Source organism: Citrobacter sp. Cpo032, from assembly GCF_030332975.1.
GTDB classification, from domain to species: Bacteria; Pseudomonadota; Gammaproteobacteria; order Enterobacterales; family Enterobacteriaceae; genus Citrobacter; species Citrobacter portucalensis.
This window is the reverse complement of record NZ_JAOWGU010000014.1, coordinates 33,053-51,205: the sequence shown is the minus strand read 5'-3', so window position 1 is coordinate 51,205 and position 18,153 is coordinate 33,053. Positions and strand designations below refer to the sequence as shown.

The 18,153-nt window shown below is 52.5% G+C and carries 15 protein-coding genes; 6 read left to right on the top strand and 9 right to left on the bottom strand.

The window, feature by feature from the left end:
• Positions 1–22 precede the first annotated feature (22 nt).
• The 7 genes from rraA to priA form a co-directional block, all read right to left on the bottom strand.
• Complete coding sequence (gene rraA, locus OGY33_RS00270) at positions 23–508, bottom strand: ribonuclease E activity regulator RraA (RefSeq protein ID WP_008787034.1); 486 nt, start codon at positions 506–508, stop codon at positions 23–25.
• Positions 509–600: 92 nt separating this feature from the next.
• Positions 601–1,530 carry a 1,4-dihydroxy-2-naphthoate polyprenyltransferase gene (gene menA, locus OGY33_RS00265; RefSeq protein ID WP_003825185.1) on the bottom strand — a complete coding sequence of 310 codons (930 nt, stop codon included), beginning with the start codon at positions 1,528–1,530 and terminating at the stop codon, positions 601–603.
• A gap of 67 nt (positions 1,531–1,597) precedes the next feature.
• On the bottom strand, positions 1,598–2,929 hold the full coding sequence (gene hslU / locus OGY33_RS00260) for an ATP-dependent protease ATPase subunit HslU (protein ID WP_003028803.1): 1,332 nt from the start codon (positions 2,927–2,929) through the stop codon (positions 1,598–1,600).
• Positions 2,930–2,938: 9 nt separating this feature from the next.
• The gene (hslV, locus tag OGY33_RS00255; RefSeq protein ID WP_003028805.1) at positions 2,939–3,469 is read right to left on the bottom strand and encodes an ATP-dependent protease subunit HslV; all 531 of its coding nucleotides are present in this window, start codon (positions 3,467–3,469) and stop codon (positions 2,939–2,941) included.
• Between the two features lie 91 nt (positions 3,470–3,560).
• Positions 3,561–4,535, bottom strand: coding sequence for a cell division protein FtsN (gene ftsN / locus OGY33_RS00250; protein WP_071692614.1), 975 nt, complete (start codon positions 4,533–4,535; stop codon positions 3,561–3,563).
• 93 nt (positions 4,536–4,628) lie between these two features.
• Positions 4,629–5,654, bottom strand: coding sequence for a DNA-binding transcriptional regulator CytR (gene cytR / locus OGY33_RS00245; protein ID WP_003825179.1), 1,026 nt, complete (start codon positions 5,652–5,654; stop codon positions 4,629–4,631).
• A gap of 156 nt (positions 5,655–5,810) precedes the next feature.
• Positions 5,811–8,009, bottom strand: a complete 2,199-nt coding sequence (gene priA, locus OGY33_RS00240) for a primosomal protein N' (RefSeq protein WP_191238954.1) — start codon at positions 8,007–8,009, stop codon at positions 5,811–5,813.
• Positions 8,010–8,266: 257 nt separating this feature from the next.
• Here priA and rpmE point away from each other — a divergent pair, with 257 nt between their 5' ends.
• From rpmE to OGY33_RS00225, 3 genes are all read left to right on the top strand, one after another.
• A complete protein-coding gene (gene rpmE, locus OGY33_RS00235; protein WP_008787040.1) occupies positions 8,267–8,479 on the top strand; it encodes a 50S ribosomal protein L31 in 213 nt (70 codons plus the stop codon).
• 338 nt (positions 8,480–8,817) lie between these two features.
• Positions 8,818–9,498, top strand: a complete 681-nt coding sequence (locus OGY33_RS00230) for an oligogalacturonate-specific porin KdgM family protein (protein ID WP_003825173.1) — start codon at positions 8,818–8,820, stop codon at positions 9,496–9,498.
• A gap of 78 nt (positions 9,499–9,576) precedes the next feature.
• Positions 9,577–11,001 (top strand): MFS transporter, encoded by a 1,425-nt coding sequence (locus OGY33_RS00225; RefSeq protein ID WP_032945626.1) that lies wholly within the window; start codon positions 9,577–9,579, stop codon positions 10,999–11,001.
• A 58-nt stretch (positions 11,002–11,059) separates the two neighbouring features.
• Here OGY33_RS00225 and metJ read toward each other — a convergent pair whose 3' ends face one another.
• Positions 11,060–11,377, bottom strand: a complete 318-nt coding sequence (metJ, locus tag OGY33_RS00220) for a met regulon transcriptional regulator MetJ (RefSeq protein ID WP_003825168.1) — start codon at positions 11,375–11,377, stop codon at positions 11,060–11,062.
• 265 nt (positions 11,378–11,642) lie between these two features.
• On the opposite strand from metJ, the gene metB reads away from it, so the two are divergent.
• Both metB and OGY33_RS00210 read left to right on the top strand, forming a co-directional pair.
• The gene (gene metB / locus OGY33_RS00215) at positions 11,643–12,803 is read left to right on the top strand and encodes a cystathionine gamma-synthase (RefSeq protein ID WP_003028818.1); all 1,161 of its coding nucleotides are present in this window, start codon (positions 11,643–11,645) and stop codon (positions 12,801–12,803) included.
• Between the two features lie 2 nt (positions 12,804–12,805).
• Positions 12,806–15,238: a bifunctional aspartate kinase/homoserine dehydrogenase II gene (locus OGY33_RS00210; protein WP_048215182.1), complete on the top strand. Its 2,433-nt coding sequence runs from the start codon at positions 12,806–12,808 to the stop codon at positions 15,236–15,238.
• A 44-nt stretch (positions 15,239–15,282) separates the two neighbouring features.
• Here the strand turns inward: OGY33_RS00210 and OGY33_RS00205 are convergent, their stop codons facing one another.
• Positions 15,283–16,437 (bottom strand): cytoplasmic protein, encoded by a 1,155-nt coding sequence (locus OGY33_RS00205; RefSeq protein ID WP_168979000.1) that lies wholly within the window; start codon positions 16,435–16,437, stop codon positions 15,283–15,285.
• A gap of 133 nt (positions 16,438–16,570) precedes the next feature.
• On the opposite strand from OGY33_RS00205, the gene OGY33_RS00200 reads away from it, so the two are divergent.
• Positions 16,571–18,127 (top strand): bifunctional metallophosphatase/5'-nucleotidase, encoded by a 1,557-nt coding sequence (locus OGY33_RS00200; protein ID WP_100271673.1) that lies wholly within the window; start codon positions 16,571–16,573, stop codon positions 18,125–18,127.
• The last annotated feature ends 26 nt before the right edge of the window (positions 18,128–18,153 follow it).

The following is an 18,153-nucleotide window of genomic DNA, read 5'->3' as shown; positions in this document are numbered from 1 at the left end:
ATTTGCTGATGGCCTTTTTCGCTTACTCGATATCGAGCGGGTCTTCGGAGAGGATTATCCCGGTGTTATCGGCGTACAGGTGGTCGCCGGAGAAGAACGTCACGCCACCGAAGTTGACGCGTACATCGCTTTCCCCAATGCCTTCACCTGAGGCACCTACCGGAATAGCGGCAATCGCCTGAATGCCGATATCCAGTTCTTCCAGATCGTCTACCTGGCGTACTGAGCCGTAGATGACCAGACCTTCCCATTCATTCTGTACGGCCAGCCGTGCCAGTTCGGCATCGACCAGCGCACGACGAACAGAACCGCCGCCATCGACCAGCAGAATGCGACCACGGCCGTTTTGTTCGAGCAGATCGTACAGCAACCCGTTGTCCTCGAAACATTTTACCGTGATGATTTGTCCGCCAAACGACGACCGTCCCCCAAAGTTAGAGAACAGCGGTTCCACGACGTTGACATCTTCCTGATAGATGTCACAAAGCTCGGATGTATCGTATTTCATAGGCTTAACGTTCAGTTGCTGCGAGAATTTTTAGTATATCGCGCTATGTGTACTGTTGGCAAAATCATCAATTGTTAATTGATATTTGTCAGTTAAAGAGACCACTGACTTAAGAAAATTCCAACGACAAACAGCAGGTTAGTTAACAATGCCGCTTTTACGGTGCGTTCCAGCATCGGACGCATTGCAGCCGGGTCCATCTCGCGCATTACATAGCGAGCCTGTTTGATCAGCAGCGGAGCGGCGAGGATAAACAGCCATCCCCACAGGCTTTGCAGTGAGAACAGGTTGAACAGTGCCAGACAGACCAGCGTGCCCATCAGCAGACAGGCGTGGTAGCGGCGGGCATTGACAGCACCTAAACGTACGACCAGCGTGTTCTTGCCGTTCTCTCTGTCGCTGTTGATATCGCGCAGGTTATTGACGTTGAGCACGGCGGTTGCCAGCAGGCCGCAGGCGGTGGCAGGCAGAATCAGCGCTGGAATCAACGTATGCGCCTGCAGATACCAACTTCCCATTACGCTGAGCCAGCCGAAGAATACCAGCACAGAAATATCGCCCAGGCCGATATATCCGTAAGGGCGATTACCCACGGTGTAGGTGATCGCGGCGATAATCGACAGACCGCCGAGCACCAGGAAACCGACAAAATCCGCCAGCGTGTGACAGGCTACAGCAACCAGGGCTAGCCCGGACAGACAGATCAGCACCACGGTGACGATCAGCGCGCGCTTCATCTGCTGTTGGGTGATGACCCCTTTTTGCATACCGCGCAGCGGTCCAATACGGTCGGGTTTGTCGCTGCCTTTAACGGCATCGCCATAGTCGTTAGCGAGATTGGACAGAATTTGCAGCAGTCCTGCCGTAATCAATGCCAGCAGAGCAACCAGCGGATCGAAGTATCCTTGCCACCATGCTAATGCCGTACCGACGATGATCGCCGCGAAGGCGAGCGGTAAGGTCTTAGGTCGTAAACTTTCCAGCCAGGCTTGTGAGCGGCTAATTTGTTGTTGTTCAGTCATATTTAGCGCCAATAAAAATGGGGCTTTATCAGCCCCATCAACAGTGATGAAAATGCATTGAACGCGATTATAGGATAAAACGGCTCAGATCTTCATCTGCGACCAGCGCATCCAGATGTTTGCTCACATATTCGGCATCAATTGTGATGCTTTGGCCGTTCAAATCGCTCGCATCATAGGAAATATCTTCCATCAGACGTTCCAGAACGGTATGCAGACGACGTGCACCGATGTTTTCGGTGGTTTCGTTAACCTGCCAGGCCGCTTCGGCAATGCGTTTAATACCGGATTCAGTGAAGTTGATGTCCACACCTTCAGTCGCCATCAGCGCTTTGTACTGGACGGTGATGGAGGCATTCGGTTCGGTAAGGATACGCTCAAAATCGCTGGTGGTCAGCGCCTGCAGCTCGACACGAATCGGCAGACGACCCTGCAGTTCTGGGATCAGGTCGGACGGTTTGGCTACCTGGAATGCACCAGAAGCGATAAACAGAATGTGATCTGTTTTCACCATGCCGTGCTTGGTGGAGACCGTGCAGCCTTCAACCAGCGGCAGCAGGTCGCGCTGTACGCCTTCACGGGACACGTCCGGGCCGGAGGATTCGCCGCGCTTACAGATTTTGTCGATTTCGTCGATAAACACGATCCCGTGCTGCTCAACGGCGTCGATAGCTTCTTGTTTCAGCTCTTCCGGGTTCACCAGTTTGGCCGCTTCTTCTTCAATCAGCAGCTTCATCGCGTCTTTGATTTTCAGCTTACGCGGTTTTTGCTTCTGACCGCCCAGGTTCTGGAACATGGACTGCAGCTGGCTGGTCATCTCTTCCATTCCTGGAGGCGCCATAATTTCAACGCCCATCGGTGCGGCCGCGAGATCGATTTCGATCTCTTTATCATCCAGTTGGCCTTCACGCAGTTTTTTTCGGAATGCCTGACGCGCTGCAGAAGGTTCCTGCGGCTGCTCTGACTGTCCCCAGTTATTTTTAGCAGGTGGGATCAGCACGTCGAGAATGCGCTCTTCCGCCATCTCTTCAGCGCGGAAGCGGTTTTTCTCGATTGCCTGCACACGGACCATTTTGATGGCAGCATCGGTCAGATCGCGGATGATGGAATCTACTTCTTTACCAACATAGCCGACTTCGGTGAATTTTGTTGCTTCAACTTTGATGAACGGCGCGTTGGCCAGTTTTGCCAGACGACGGGCGATTTCGGTTTTACCGACACCGGTCGGGCCAATCATCAGAATGTTTTTCGGCGTGACTTCATGACGCAACTCTTCGTTGAGCTGCATACGACGCCAGCGGTTACGCAGGGCGATCGCCACGGAACGCTTAGCGTTATCCTGGCCGATGATGTGTTTGTTCAGTTCGCTGACAATTTCGCGTGGGGTCATTTCAGACATGGGGGATCCTTACGCTTTGGAGTTCAATTCTTCGATGGTATGGAAGTGGTTGGTATAAATGCAGATATCCCCTGCAATATCCAACGCTTTCTCAGCAATCTCGCGTGCGCCAAGCTCGGTATTTTCAAGCAGAGCGCGTGCAGCAGCCTGGGCGTAGGGACCGCCGGAGCCGATAGCAATCAGATCGTTTTCTGGCTGGATGACGTCGCCGTTACCGGTGATGATGAGTGATGCCGTTTCATCTGCGACGGCCAGCAGCGCTTCGAGTTTGCGCAGCATACGGTCGGTACGCCAGTCTTTTGCCAGTTCAACGGCCGCTTTCACCAGGTGACCCTGGTGCATTTCCAGCTTGCGTTCGAACAGTTCGAACAGCGTGAATGCATCGGCAGTACCGCCCGCAAAGCCCGCAATGACTTTGTCGTTATACAGACGGCGGACTTTCTTCACGTTGCCTTTCATTACGGTGTTACCCAGTGTGGCCTGACCATCACCGGCGATTACCACATGGCCGTTACGGCGTACGCTTACTATTGTTGTCACGAGCAGACCCCTTGGTTACAAATGCAATGTACAGGCCCCGCACAGTGTACGGGGCGTAATGCAAGTATAGATGGGGGGGATTTTGGGGGTTTCAACCCCCAGTGGCGAGTCGAATGCAGTTTGTGTGACCAGCAACCTTCAGGCGGCTGATGGTGTTGTCGGCATTCTCTTTGCCTTTGACCGGACCAATGACCACGCGATTCCAGCCGTTATTGGTGGTAATACGCGAGTTGAACCCTTCAAAGGCCAGCTGCGCGCGCACGGTTTCTGCCTGCTCAGCGCCTTTAAATGACCCGCACTGAACCATCCAGCGGCGTTCATCTTTTTTCTCCGCCGTCTGTTTTGGCGGTTGCGTTTCATTCGTTATTGGCGCGGCCGGTTGCGTTTTCGGCTGAGCGGCGGTGGTATGCGCAGGCGTTTGCAGCAGATCCTGATACGGCTGTTGCGCCGCCGGTTTTGGCTGCGCTTTCGGCTGCTGTACCGGCGCGGCTTGTGCTGTACGCGTTTGCTGCTGCTGATACGGCTGTTCTGTTGCCCGTGGACGCGGCTGCTGAGCCTGCTGCTGTGCGTTATTCCACTGCTGCTGTTGCACCTGACGCTGACGCTGCAGCGTTTGCTGGCGCTGTTCAGGCGTTTGCTCGTTCCACGGTACTTCGTTGAGCTGTGTCGGCTGTTGACGCATATCAGCCTGCATTTGCGCCAATAGCTGGCGCTGCTCATTGGTTAGCTGGTCGGCATTCAGCACCTCGCCGCCCGCAGACGGTTCGGTAGGCGCACGTACGCCAGGCTGACGGCTTTCCAGCTCTTTGATGTATCGCCAGCGCTCTTCCGGTTTTGGCGGAATGCCATTACCGGTGACTTTCTGGTTTTGCAGCGTTTCGGACTCTTCTTTCTTGTGATGCGTAATGAAGTACAGACCACCGATAAAGGTCACGAGTACGGCTGCAGCAATAGCAACCATTGCGGGCGATACCGCAGGCGTATTGCGTTGTTTTTTCCGTGATGTGCTCTTCTTGCGCCGCGAAGGTGCCGGTTGGCCGCGACGTACATAATCTCGTTGTGCCACTATCGTTTCGCTGTATTTATTCGTTCGTCAGCCCGCCATGTTACTTAAGCGGCGGGCCTTTGACCAGACAGGGGAGTCCGAAAGCACTTTACTTTACGTCAGTGCCCGGGTAGTACCCCGAATAATAAGCTCGCAGTCCAGTAAACGTGAGCCACTGCTGACGCTCTGCCCTTGTAATTGATCGAGCAGTAACAGCATAGCTTCACGTCCTATATCGAAACGCGGCTGTGCGACGGTTGTCAGGGGTGGATCACAAAATTCCGTGAGCGAAATGTTATCAAAGCCAATAATGGATAAATCATCAGGGACTTTCAGACCCTGACGTTTGGCGTAAGAGAGTGCGCCCAGCGCCATGACGTCGCTGTGACAAAAGACAGCGGTCGGCGGCTGCGGTAGTTCAAGGAGCTGCTTCAACGCATTGGCTCCCGCTTCATAGGTAAAGTCACCGCGCGCGATGAAATGCGGATCGACCGTAATTCCGCTGCGACGTAATGCCTGAACGTAGCCTTGCAGACGGTAATGGCACAGCGGCATATCTTCGGGTCCGGCGATACAGCCAATGCGTTTATGCCCTAGTTCCAGCAGATAATTCATCGCGTTAAAGGCGGCGGTGAGGTTATCAATGTGCACGGTAGGGAGTTCCAGCTCTGGCGCGAACTCGTTCGACATGACCATCGGCGGTAAATTGCGCTGTTCTTCCACGCTGGCATCAAACGGCAGGCGCGAGCTGAGCAGTACCATGCCATCGATCTGCTTGGTGATAATGAGGTTAAGAAACGTCTTTTCCTGCTGGTTCTGGTGCGCGCAGTCGCCAATAAGCACCAGGTATCCCTGTTCTGCGGCAGTCACTTCGATGCCACGAATCACTTCGCTAAAAAACGGATCGCAGATATCCGGCACAATCACCAGAATGGTACGTGACTCATTACGCTTAACGTTACGTCCCATTGATTGGGGTAGATATCCCACTTCCAGCGCTGCCTGCTCAACCTTGTTACGGGTTGACTGCGAGACTTTGTCCGGGTTCATTAATGCGCGGGACACGGTTGCCGTTGAGACTTTCGCCTTCAGAGCAACATCTTTCATTGTAGCGGCGGCAACCTGCTTATTCGGTTTCACTCTTTCTCCTCGCCAGAGAGCTGCTGGCACAGACTCGTCCCTGGATAACCTTCATCTGAAACATTTTTATCAGATAGTGAATGGAAGCGGTTACAGAATTTTCATAAAAAGTGTGATGGATCTTTAATTTTACGATCCGCCTCGCATCGTGAGGGGTTATCCCTCGATGGGATCGACATCCAGCACCCATTTAACCTTGCGTGCATCGGGTAGCGTATTGATCAGTGCCAGCGTGCCGCTGACGATATGTTGCAGACGAATTCGTGATGGATGTTGCAACAATATTTGCCAACGATAACGACCACCGCGTTTGGGCGCCAGTGCGGGAACCGGGCCGAGCACCCAGAGTTTGTCATCGGCCAACGGGCTGGCTTGAATGAGATTCCGTAGCTGCTGCAAGAACATTGGTGCATGCTGGTTGTTATGATCTTCTGCCCGCACGATCACATGGCTGGTCCACGGTGGAAGCTGGAGCGTTTGTCGCTCGGCCAGCGCCTGTTCGGCAAACGCGTCATAGCCTTTATACAGCAAGGTTTGCAGCAGCGGATGTTCAGGATGGTGCGTTTGCAGCACCACTTCGCCTTGCTTCCCGGCGCGTCCGGCACGGCCAGAGACCTGCGTATAGAGCTGGGCGAAGCGTTCTGCTGACCGGAAATCTGCGGAGAATAGCGCGCCGTCAACGTCCAGCAGCGCCACCAGAGTGACGTCCGGGAAGTGGTGGCCTTTGGCCAGCATTTGCGTGCCTATAAGAATTCGTGCGCCGCCGCGATGCACTTCCGCCAGATGCTGCTCCAGCGATCCTTTACGGCTGGTGGTGTCGCGATCGATACGTGAAATTGGCACACCGGGGAAAAAAGGTGCCAGAGCCTGCTCAAGCTGTTCGGTGCCGAGTCCTACTGGAACCATATGCGTCGAACCGCAGGAGGGGCACTGACGCGGTATTGGGCACTGGCTGTCACAGTGGTGGCAACGCAGGTGGTGCTGCGCCTGATGTAGCGTGTAGTAGTGATCGCAACGCGGACATTCTGCAATCCAACCACAGTCGTGGCACAGCAGCGCAGGCGCAAAACCACGACGGTTCAAAAACAGGATCACCTGGTTATCCGCCTGCAGGTGCTGACGCATACGGGCGATTAGCGCAGGGGCGAGTCCGGCCTGCACTTGCTGACCTTTGAGATCCAGCACGTGCTGAGTGGCTGGGCGCGCATTTCCGGCGCGGCGCGTCAGGCGCAGCATGCGGTATTTGTTCTGCCGCACGTTACACAGCGTTTCCAGTGCCGGGGTGGCTGAGCCGAGAATAATCGGGATTTGCTCGCTATGGGCGCGGTAAACCGCGAGGTCACGCGCATGATAGCGCCAGCCTTCCTGCTGTTTATAAGAGCTGTCGTGCTCTTCGTCGATGACAATCACGCCGAGATTTTTAAACGGCGTAAACAGCGAAGAACGCGTGCCGATAACAATCGCCGCCTCGCCATTTTTTGCTTTCAGCCAGGCTGAAAGACGTTCACTGTCGTTTAAACCGGAGTGCAGGACTTCGACCGGCGCATTAAAACGTTCGCGAAAACGGGCAATAGTTTGCGGCGTCAGGCCAATCTCCGGCACCATCACCAGAGCCTGCTTGCCCTGGGCAAGGACGTTTTCCAGAACGCTAAGATAGACCTCTGTTTTGCCTGATCCCGTTACGCCCGCTAATAGCCAGGCGCTAAAACTGTCTGAGGCGCTGTGAATCGCCCCGACGGCGGTGGCCTGCTCGGTGTTCAGCCGCAGACGCTCACCGGAAACCGCGTAGTGCGTACGCCAGTCGCTAAAGCCTGGTGTTTCGCTCGCCAGATCGCACAGCCCTTTTTTCCGCAGTGCCTGTAATGCGGCATCATTAAATTCCAGTTCAGCCACCTGGTCGCGCCAGATTTTCCCCTGGCGTAGCGCAGCCAGCGCCTGTTGCTGCTTGGGAGAACGCTTCAGGCTGTTGAGGTCAATAACCTGGCCTTCTTCAGTAGCAAACCAGTACCACATGGGCGCGTTTGTCGCCGGGCGTCCCTGGCGCAGTAAAATTGGCAGAGCGTGAAACAGTACGTCACCGATGGGATGATGATAATAATCAGCCGCCCACAACAGCAGACGCCAGACGGAGGTCGAGTAGACCGGTTCGCTGTCCAGCACTTCGAGAACGGCTTTCAATTCGCTCCGCGGCAGTTCACTGTGCTCGCTGACGGAAAGGACAATACCCACGCGCTCCTGCTGCTTGCCAAAGGGCACGCGTACACGACACCCGGCTTTGGCACTCAAGCCTTCCGGCAGGAGGTAGTCAAAGGTGCGAGGTAGCGGAACAGGTAAGGCAACGTGCGCAACGGGCATTGAATCATCCTGACTTGAAATCTGGCGGGTTAGTATACACATTAGTGGAGGGTAGAATGCGGATCAGTTTGCATGAGCAGGTTAATTTCTGTATGATTCGCCGCCTTTGATGCAAATTGATTGCGTCAAACAATGACCATTACCCGAGAGTTTCAGGCTGTTGATGCAGCGTGAAAGGTGACGGGGAATAATTAACATCGCGTGGTGTCTGGCGTTAGGGCTGGAAGAGCGACGCGGCCTTAAACCGAGGTTTTCCCATGAAAAAAGATATTCACCCGAAATACGAAGAAATTACTGCAAACTGCTCTTGCGGTAACGTCATGAAAATCCGCTCTACCGTCGGTCACGATCTGAACCTGGACGTGTGCGGTCAGTGCCACCCGTTCTATACTGGCAAGCAGCGTGATGTTGCTACCGGTGGCCGTGTTGATCGCTTCAACAAGCGTTTCAGCATCCCAGGCAGCAAGTAAGTTTCAGCTGTCAGAAAAAAGCGCCTTACGGCGCTTTTTTTATTTCTGCGTTTCAGAACTGAAATATATATTGATGCATTGAATAATCTATTTTATTTAATAAGTAAAACGGTGTTTTATTTTTTCGGTAAAATATTACAACTGGTGATCTGCATCCTTTTTATCTTCTGTCTTTTGCCACTTTTACCAGTTCCTGGCAAAATACCAAAGGTTTCTGCTTTCTTTCTAAAATACAATTTCGTGGAAATATAAAATTAATCTAAAAGCCTTTTTGTTTTCCCATTTTATGGACAAACGAGATGGATTATTTCCGTTGTTGAGTGTGAAGAGGGATTGTCATGAAATTTAAATCTGCGTTATTACTGATTCCATTATTCTCTGCGGCCGCACAAGCGGGTTATGTTGATTACCGGCATGAATATTATGACGATGGACGTAATTACGATCGTGTGTATATGTCTCACCGTTTTGCCACGGGTTTTGGTGTGGCAGTAGAAGCCATTTCTCGTTCCGAAAACACGCAGTCAAATGATGCGTGGAATAATATGGAAAGTAATGGTAACGAGTATACCGCAAGCTACCAGTTCACTTGGCAGGGTCTTGTCTGGCAGCCCGGCATTGCGATCGAAACGGGCGATAATATCGCGATTTATAAGCCTTATATCCGCGTGCAATACAACATCAACGACAACTGGTGGACCGCGTTCCGCTATCGTCAAGAGTACATGCGCAGAAACACTGACGGCAAAGATGACCGCATGGTCTATCGTCCGGAAGCCTGGCTTGGTTATAACGTCAATGACTGGATGTTTGAGTTAAATGGTATTTATAAAATTGCCGATAGCGAAGATTTATATAACAACCGGAAAGATGATTATGAATATAACTTCCGCGTGGCGTACAAATTAGGCTCCTGGGTTCCATTTGTTGAGGTTGGCAACGTTTCCTCGGGTTATAACACAACAACGACAGACGATCGTCAGACCCGTTATCGTGTCGGTCTTGGTTATAACTTTTAATCGGTAATAGTTTTCGTATCGGCTGATTACGTCGATAAGCATAGTTTGTGTGAATAATATGTCTAAGGAGTTGACATCATGTCTAATGATGGAACTATTATCGGAAATAATGAAACCACTGCCGTCAGGCCTTTCGGAATTAGAGATAAAATTGGTTATTTATGTGGTGACCTCGGAACCTGTTTTATTCTTGGCTTAGTTAATAGTTTTTTAATGATTTATTACACTAACGTCCTCGGTATTTCCGGCGTTATTGTTGGCTCACTCTATTTTGTGACCAAACTCTTTGATGCGTTCGTTGATGTTGGTGTAGGGCGCTTATGCGATACCTCTAAACTGACGGTACATGGACGTTTCAACCCGTGGGTGCGTCGCATGAAGTATCCATTTTGCATCATTGCGGTTGTCCTGTTCCTGCCGTTTGTGAATGATTTTTCTTATACGGCGAAAATCATCTACATCTGCTGTTCCTATTTCATTTACGGTTCGCTGTTATCGACCGTGAGTATTCCGTACGGTGCTATGTCTGCGGCGATTAGCTCGAATCCTGAAGATCGTGTATCGCTTTCAACCTGGCGTAGCGTTGGGTCAGCAATTGGCGGTGGGGCAACTGGCTTTTTCATTCCAATCCTGATGTACACCACCCTGGTGGATGGAAGCCAGGTGATTTCCGGGCAACACTTCTTCTGGATTTCCATTGGTTGCGCAGTGCTGGGCTTGATCTTTTTATCCTTGACCTGTCATTTAACGACGGAGCGCGTGCGCGTGGAGAGAAAAGAGAGCATGCCCGTTTCGGTGTTGCTGAAGGGACTGGCACGCAATAAGGCGCTGATTGTTTTAGTGGTTGTGGATTTGCTGATTGTAATTAATCAGGGGTTGTCCGGTACCAACATGACTTACCTGTTTAATGACTATTTCCACAATAAAGAGGCGATGTCAGTCGCGTTGCTGTTTACCTTTGGTTCCCTGGTTTTGCTGGCACCATCGGCATCCTGGCTCACGAAGCGGTTTGGTAAAAAAGAAGCCAGCGTAGGCGCGTTGCTTTTTGCCGTGGTCATGTATGTGATTATGTACTTTGTCCACATTACGGATGCAAAGGTCTATCTGGTTTTCTTGTTCCTGGCGACGCTGGGTGCAGGGTTATTCAACCTGATGATTTGGGCGTTTATGACTGATGTTTGTGACTACCATCAGTATGTCACTGGCGATCGCGAGGATGGCACGGTTTATGGTGTGAACTTCTTTGCGCGCAAGGTTGGTCAGGCATGCGCAGGGGCGATTGGTGGCTTTATGTTGGCTATCATTGGCTATCAATCATCGTCAACAGGTGGTGCAGTGCAAACCAGCATTGTGCAGGAAAATATTTATACGATGGCGAATCTCTTGCCGGCGCTATGCCTGTTTTTGGCGGCGGTTATTCTGATTTATTTCTATCCATTGAACCGTACGGAAACGCTCAAAATGGAAGAAACATTGAATAAACTCAATGGTATTAGTAAGTAACACTGTGAGAAAAGGCGGGAGCATTCCCGCCTCTACATGCCCATTGCCGTTCTAACTATCAGTATTCCCACGTTTCCGGGTTGATACCCAGTTCACGCATGATTACCTTTGCTTCTTCCGGGATTTCATCACTGCGTTCTTTACGCAGGTCGTCATCGTTGGGTAAGGGTTGCCCAGTAAAAGCATGCAGAAACGCTTCACACAGCAGTTCGCTGTTGGTGGCGTGGCGCAGGTTGTTCACCTGACGACGCGTGCGTTCATCGGTAAGGATTTTTAACACCTTCAGAGGAATGGAAACCGTAATTTTTTTGACTTGCTCACTCTTCTTACCGTGCTCAGCGTATGGGCTGATATATTCGCCGCTCCATTCAGCCATGAGATACCTAATCCTCTTCGTCATTAATATTGAGGCCAGAACCTGAGCCCGGACCATAATTGCGCGTAGTTTATCGTAGTGGCGTGGCCCTGACACGAAGTAAGCCGACGCAGATGTACGCTAATGCATATAATTTTAACGGCTATTTCCAGTTTGCTCAATCTATACGCAAAGAAGTTTAGATGTCCAGATGTATTGACGGCTATCGTAACTATGATTACTCTGGTGTCTGACTTTTCACCGACTCAGCCAGGATCTCCTCAATATGACGCGTAAACAGGCCACCATCGCAGTGCGTAGCGGGTTAAATGACGACGAACAGTACGGTTGCGTTGTCCCGCCGATTCACCTCTCCAGCACCTATAACTTTACCGGATTTAATGAACCTCGCGCCCATGACTATTCGCGTCGCGGCAACCCAACGCGCGATGTTGTTCAGCGTGCGCTGGCGGAACTGGAAGGCGGTGCAGGTGCTGTGCTGACCAATACTGGCATGTCGGCGATTCATTTGGTGACCACGGTCTTCCTCAAGCCAGGCGATCTGCTGGTCGCACCGCATGACTGCTACGGCGGGAGCTACCGACTGTTTGACAGTCTGGCAAAGCGTGGCTGTTACCGGGTCCTGTTTGTCGATCAAGGAGATGAGCAGGCATTACAGGCCGCATTGGCGGAAAAACCGAAGCTGGTGCTGGTAGAAAGCCCAAGCAACCCGCTGCTGCGCGTGGTGGATATTGCGAAAATCTGCCAGCTGGCGCGTGAAGCTGGCGCGGTCAGCGTGGTCGACAACACTTTTTTAAGCCCGGCACTGCAAAATCCACTGGCATTGGGCGCCGATCTGGTGTTGCATTCATGCACGAAATATTTAAACGGTCACTCAGATGTGGTGGCTGGTGTTGTGATAGCGAAAGATCCGGAAACGGTCACTGAACTGGCATGGTGGGCGAATAATATTGGTGTGACCGGCGGCGCGTTTGATAGTTATCTGCTGTTGCGTGGCCTGCGTACTCTGTCTCCTCGAATGGAGGTGGCGCAACGTAATGCTCAGGCGATAGTCGATTATCTGCAAACTCAGCCGCTGGTGAAAAAATTGTATCACCCGTCATTGCCGGATAATCAGGGCCATGAGATTGCCGCGCGTCAGCAAAAAGGCTTTGGCGCGATGTTAAGTTTTGAACTGGATGGTGATGAGCAAACGCTGCGCCGCTTCCTCGGCGGGTTGTCATTGTTTACGCTGGCGGAATCGTTAGGGGGCGTTGAAAGTCTGATCTCCCACGCCGCAACCATGACACACGCGGGCATGGCGCCAGAAGCGCGTGCTGCTGCCGGAATTTCCGAAACGCTGCTGCGTATCTCCACCGGTATTGAAGATGGCGAAGATTTAATTGCCGACCTGGAAAATGGCTTCCGGGCTGCAAACAAGGGGTAAACATGAGTGTGATTGCGCAGGCAGGGGCGAAGGGTCGTCAACTGCACAAATTTGGTGGTAGTAGTCTGGCTGATGTGAAATGTTATCTGCGTGTCGCAGGCATTATGGCGGAGTACTCGCAGCCTGATGACATGATGGTTGTTTCAGCCGCAGGCAGTACCACTAACCAGTTGATTAGCTGGCTGAAATTAAGCCAGACCGATCGCCTTTCTGCGCATCAGGTTCAACAGGCGTTACGTCGCTATCAGAGCGAGCTTATCAGCGGTTTGTTACCGCCTGATATAGCGGATGGACTAATTGGCGCGTTTATTCACGATCTGGAGCGTCTGGCTGGATTACTCGACAGCGGCGTGAACGATGCCGTCTATGCTGAGGTTGTTGGGCATGGTGAGGTATGGTCCGCGCGTTTGATGTCTGCGGTCCTTAACCAACAGGGGCTGGAGTCAGCCTGGCTGGATGCGCGCGATTTTTTACGTGCTGAACGCGGTGCCCAGCCGCAGGTAGATGAAGGTCTTTCTTACCCGCTGCTACAGCAACTGCTGGCGCAGCATCCGGGTAAACGGCTGGTGGTTACCGGCTTTATTAGCCGCAGCAATGCCGGTGAAACGGTCCTGCTGGGGCGTAACGGTTCCGACTACTCGGCGACGCAGGTTGGCGCGCTGGCGGGCGTTTCTCGCGTAACTATCTGGAGCGATGTCGCCGGGGTTTACAGCGCGGACCCGCGTAAAGTAAAAGACGCCTGTTTGCTGCCGCTGCTGCGTCTGGATGAAGCCAGCGAGCTGGCGCGTCTGGCGGCACCGGTTCTCCATGCCCGTACCTTACAGCCGGTTTCCGGTAGCGATATCGATCTCCAACTGCGTTGTAGCTATACGCCGGAGCAGGGTTCAACGCGCATTGAACGCGTACTGGCCTCCGGTACCGGGGCGCGTATTGTGACCAGTCATGATGACGTCTGCCTGATTGAGTTTTTGGTTCCGACTGGTCAGGACTTTAAGCTGGCTTATAAAGAGATTGATCAGGTTTTAAAACGTACCCAGGTGCGTCCGCTGGCAGTGGGTGTGCATCCTGACCGCCAACTGCTGCAATTTTGCTATACCTCCGAAGTTGCTGACGGCGCACTGAAAATTCTTGATGAAGCTGGTCTGCCAGGCGAGCTGCGTCTGCGCCAGGGGCTGGCGCTGGTGGCGATGGTCGGGGCGGGCGTCACCCGTAATCCGCTGCATTGCCACCGTTTTTGGCAACAGTTGAAAGGTCAGCCGGTTGAATTCACCTGGCAATCGGAAGAGGGTATCAGCCTGGTCGCGGTACTGCGTACTGGGCCAACAGAGAGCCTGATTCAGGGTCTGCATCAGTCTATTTTCCGCGCGGAAAAACGCATTGGTCTGGTGCTTTTCGGCAAAGGCAACATTGGCTCGCGCTGGCTGGAGCTGTTCGCTCGCGAGCAGAGCACACTCTCGGCGCGCACCGGATTAGAGTTTGTGCTGGCGGGTGTGGTTGATAGCCGTCGTAGCCTGCTGAATTACGAAGGGCTGGATGCCAGCCGCGCGTTAGCTTTCTTTGATGACGAGGCAGTAGAGCAGGATGAAGAGTCTCTATTCCTGTGGATGCGTGCTCACCCGTATGATGATTTAGTGGTGCTGGACGTTACTGCCAGCGAGCAACTTGCGGATCAGTATCTGGATTTTGCCAGCCATGGTTTCCACGTTATCAGCGCCAACAAACTGGCGGGGGCAAGCAGCAGTCATAATTATCGCCAAATTCATGATGCTTTTGAAAAAACCGGTCGCCACTGGCTGTATAACGCTACCGTAGGCGCAGGCTTGCCGATCAATCATACCGTGCGCGATCTGATTGATAGCGGAGATACCATTCTGTCGATCAGCGGGATCTTCTCCGGTACGTTGTCGTGGTTGTTCCTGCAATTTGATGGCACGGTCCCGTTCACCGATCTGGTGGATCAGGCGTGGCAACAGGGGCTGACTGAACCCGATCCGCGCGTAGATCTTTCCGGCAAAGATGTGATGCGTAAGCTGGTGATTCTGGCGCGTGAAGCAGGTTACGACATCGAACCGGACCAGGTTCGCGTGGAATCGCTGGTGCCTGCGCACTGTGAAGAAGGCTCTATTGACCATTTCTTTGAGAATGGTGATGAGCTTAACGAGCAGATGGTGCAGCGTCTGGAAGCGGCGCGTGAAATGGGGCTGGTGCTACGCTATGTGGCGCGTTTTGATGCTAACGGTAAAGCGCGCGTTGGTGTTGAAGCGGTTCGTCCTGAACACCCGCTGGCGGCGCTGTTGCCGTGCGATAACGTATTCGCCATTGAAAGCCGCTGGTATCGCGATAACCCGCTGGTAATCCGTGGACCGGGCGCAGGTCGTGACGTTACCGCCGGCGCTATTCAGTCAGACATCAACCGTTTGGCGCAGCTGCTGTAGTTTGCGTTGCCTGATGACGCTTACGCTTATCCGGCCTACATATTTCATGAATCGTAGGCCCGGTAAGCGGCAGCGCCACCGTGGGTGATCAGGGCGTTGTATTGATCTACCAGCGTCCTTATCGTCTGAAATACCGAATGGGCGGAGTAGCGGGGGCTTTGCTGAAATTCCGTCTGTTGCCGCAACCAGGCGAGAAAATGATGGCTTGCCGCCAGAGTTTTTGACGCGCCTTCTTCAACACGCCCCTGCGTTAACAAACACACCATTTTACGCGTATCGCCTCGTTGCCAGATTTGCCACTCATTTTGCCACCATCCCTGATAGGTTTTACCCAGCAATTGCCAGGGCAGCGTGCGCTTATCGTTATTCATTTCTTCATCAATAAACCACAGCGAGGCGCGATGATGGCGAAACTGTTCCGACCATGCGGTAATCGCTGCGCCGCGCAGGAAGCATTCGTGAGCAATAATATGGTTTTTTACCTCTGGCCACAGATGGCTCAGCAGGCGGAAATGCCCATGGGCAGTAATGACCGGGCGTAAAATCGCGCCGCTGGCGTTCCGTTTGAGTATGGCGCTGCCGTACTGAATTTCGTCAAACTGGCTGCGGCGTAAAAACTGTGTTTCCCGCTGACTGACTCGCTCAACGATATCGTCATGAATGACTGTTGGCTCAGCGCTGCTGCGCCAGCGGTAAAGCAATGATGCGCCGGCAGTGTGCGGCGTGTAGTTGCTGGAAATATGCAGGACATTGCCGCGAATAGCGTCAAAAGAGAGTAATACATAGAGTTGCTGGCCTGCACTCACGCCCTGAAAAGGGACGGTCAGGGGGACTGTCGCTATTTGTTCTGGCGGAAGGGGGGAAGTGGGCTGCGGGTGCTTTGGTGTCCAGACCTTTTTGCAGCTCCGGCACTGAACGCGTTGGCTGCCCTGGGGATTATGTCCATAGCGGATGGTTTCCTGCTGATAACAACGTGGGCAAAAATGACCGCTTTGGGCTGCAAAATCCGTTAAATATGCCGACAACCAGCTACGGAACTGTTCCTCATTAAACAGTGGGGGATAGCTGCCGCATGCCCGACAATGCAGTGCGGCATAACCCAGCCGATATTCTGGCCAGCTGTAATCTGCTGAGCTCGCCAGCCCCAGATTTTGGCAGCCATAGGACTTGCAGCAATTGATGGTGAACAGTGAGGTCATCGTATTACCAACGATTTTTAATAGTCGTTGATTTTGGCCCGCAACTATCACCGATGGATGTGAGTCTTCTCACATAAAAAAACCTTTCAGAACGTAACGTAGCGATTCTTTATATAACTGAAAGGGATTGATTATGAAGTTAAAAATGCTTGCTGTCGGTGTTCTGGTATCTTTGCCGCTCTGGGCGAGTGCCAAAGACGTTACGATTATTTATACCAACGATCTCCATGCCCATGTCGAACCTTATAAAGTCCCATGGATTGCTAATGGCTCACGTGACATTGGCGGTTGGGCTAATATCACGACGATGGTGAAGCAGGAGAAAGCGAAAAATAGCGCCACCTGGTTTTTTGATGCCGGTGATTATTTTACCGGGCCGTATATCAGCAGCCTGACCAAGGGTAAGGCGATTATCGATATCATGAACACCATGAATTTTGATGCTGTCACCATGGGTAATCATGAGTTCGACCACGGCTGGGATAACACGCTGCTCCAGTTAAGCCAGGCGAATTTCCCCATTGTGCAGGGCAACATCTTTTATCAGAACAGCAGCAAAATGTTCTGGGATAAGCCTTACACCATTATTGAAAAAGACGGTGTGAAGATTGGCGTGATTGGTCTGCACGGTGTGTTTGCTTTTGATGATACGGTTTCCGCTGCGACGCGCATTGGCATTGAGGCGCGGGATGAAGTGAAGTGGTTGCAACGCTATATCGATGAGCTTAAAGGCAAAGTTGATCTCACCGTGGCACTCATCCACGAAGGCACGCCAGCACGTCAGTCCAGTCTGGGGGGCACCGATGTGCGCCGTGCGCTGGATAAAGATATCCAGACTGCAGGTCAGGTGCATGGCCTGGATATCCTGATCACCGGTCATGCGCATGTGGGCACGCCGGAGCCGATTAAAGTCGGTAATACCTTAATTCTCTCCACCGACAGCGGCGGTATTGATGTGGGTAAACTGGTGTTGGATTACCAGCAAAAACCGCATCAATTTACCGTTAAGAACTTCGAACTGAAGACCATTTTTGCTGATGAGTGGCAGCCAGACCCGCAAACGAAACAGGTCATTGATGGCTGGAATAAAAAGCTCGATAAAGTGGTACAACAAACGGTAGCCAACTCTCCGGTTGAGCTGACGCGTGCTTACGGTGAATCTTCTTCCCTGGGAAATCTGGCGGCAGATGCATTGCTGGCTGCGGCGGGTAAAGATACCCAGTTAGCACTCACTAACTCGGGCGGCATCCGGAATGAAATCCCGGCGGGTGCTATCACGATGGGTGCCGTCATTAGCACCTTCCCGTTCCCGAACGAGCTGGCAACCATGGATCTCACCGGGAAGCAGTTACGTAGCCTGATGGAGCACGGCGCGGGTTTAAGCAACGGCGTATTGCAGGTGTCCAAAGGACTGGAGATGAAGTATGACAGCAGCAAACCGGTTGGCCAGCGGGTCACCGTATTGACGCTTAACGGTAAGCCAATTGAGGACGCTGTGGTTTATCACATTGCCACCAATAGCTTCCTGGCAGACGGCGGTGATGGTTTTACGGCATTCACCGAAGGTAAAGCGCGTAACACATCCGGCGGTTACTATGTCTCTAATGCTGTCGTTGATTATTTCAAAGCGGGAAATACGCTGACGGATGAGCAACTCAAAGGCATGCGTGTGGAAGATGTGAAACCGTAGTGAGGTCAGGCCAGCAGATATTCCGC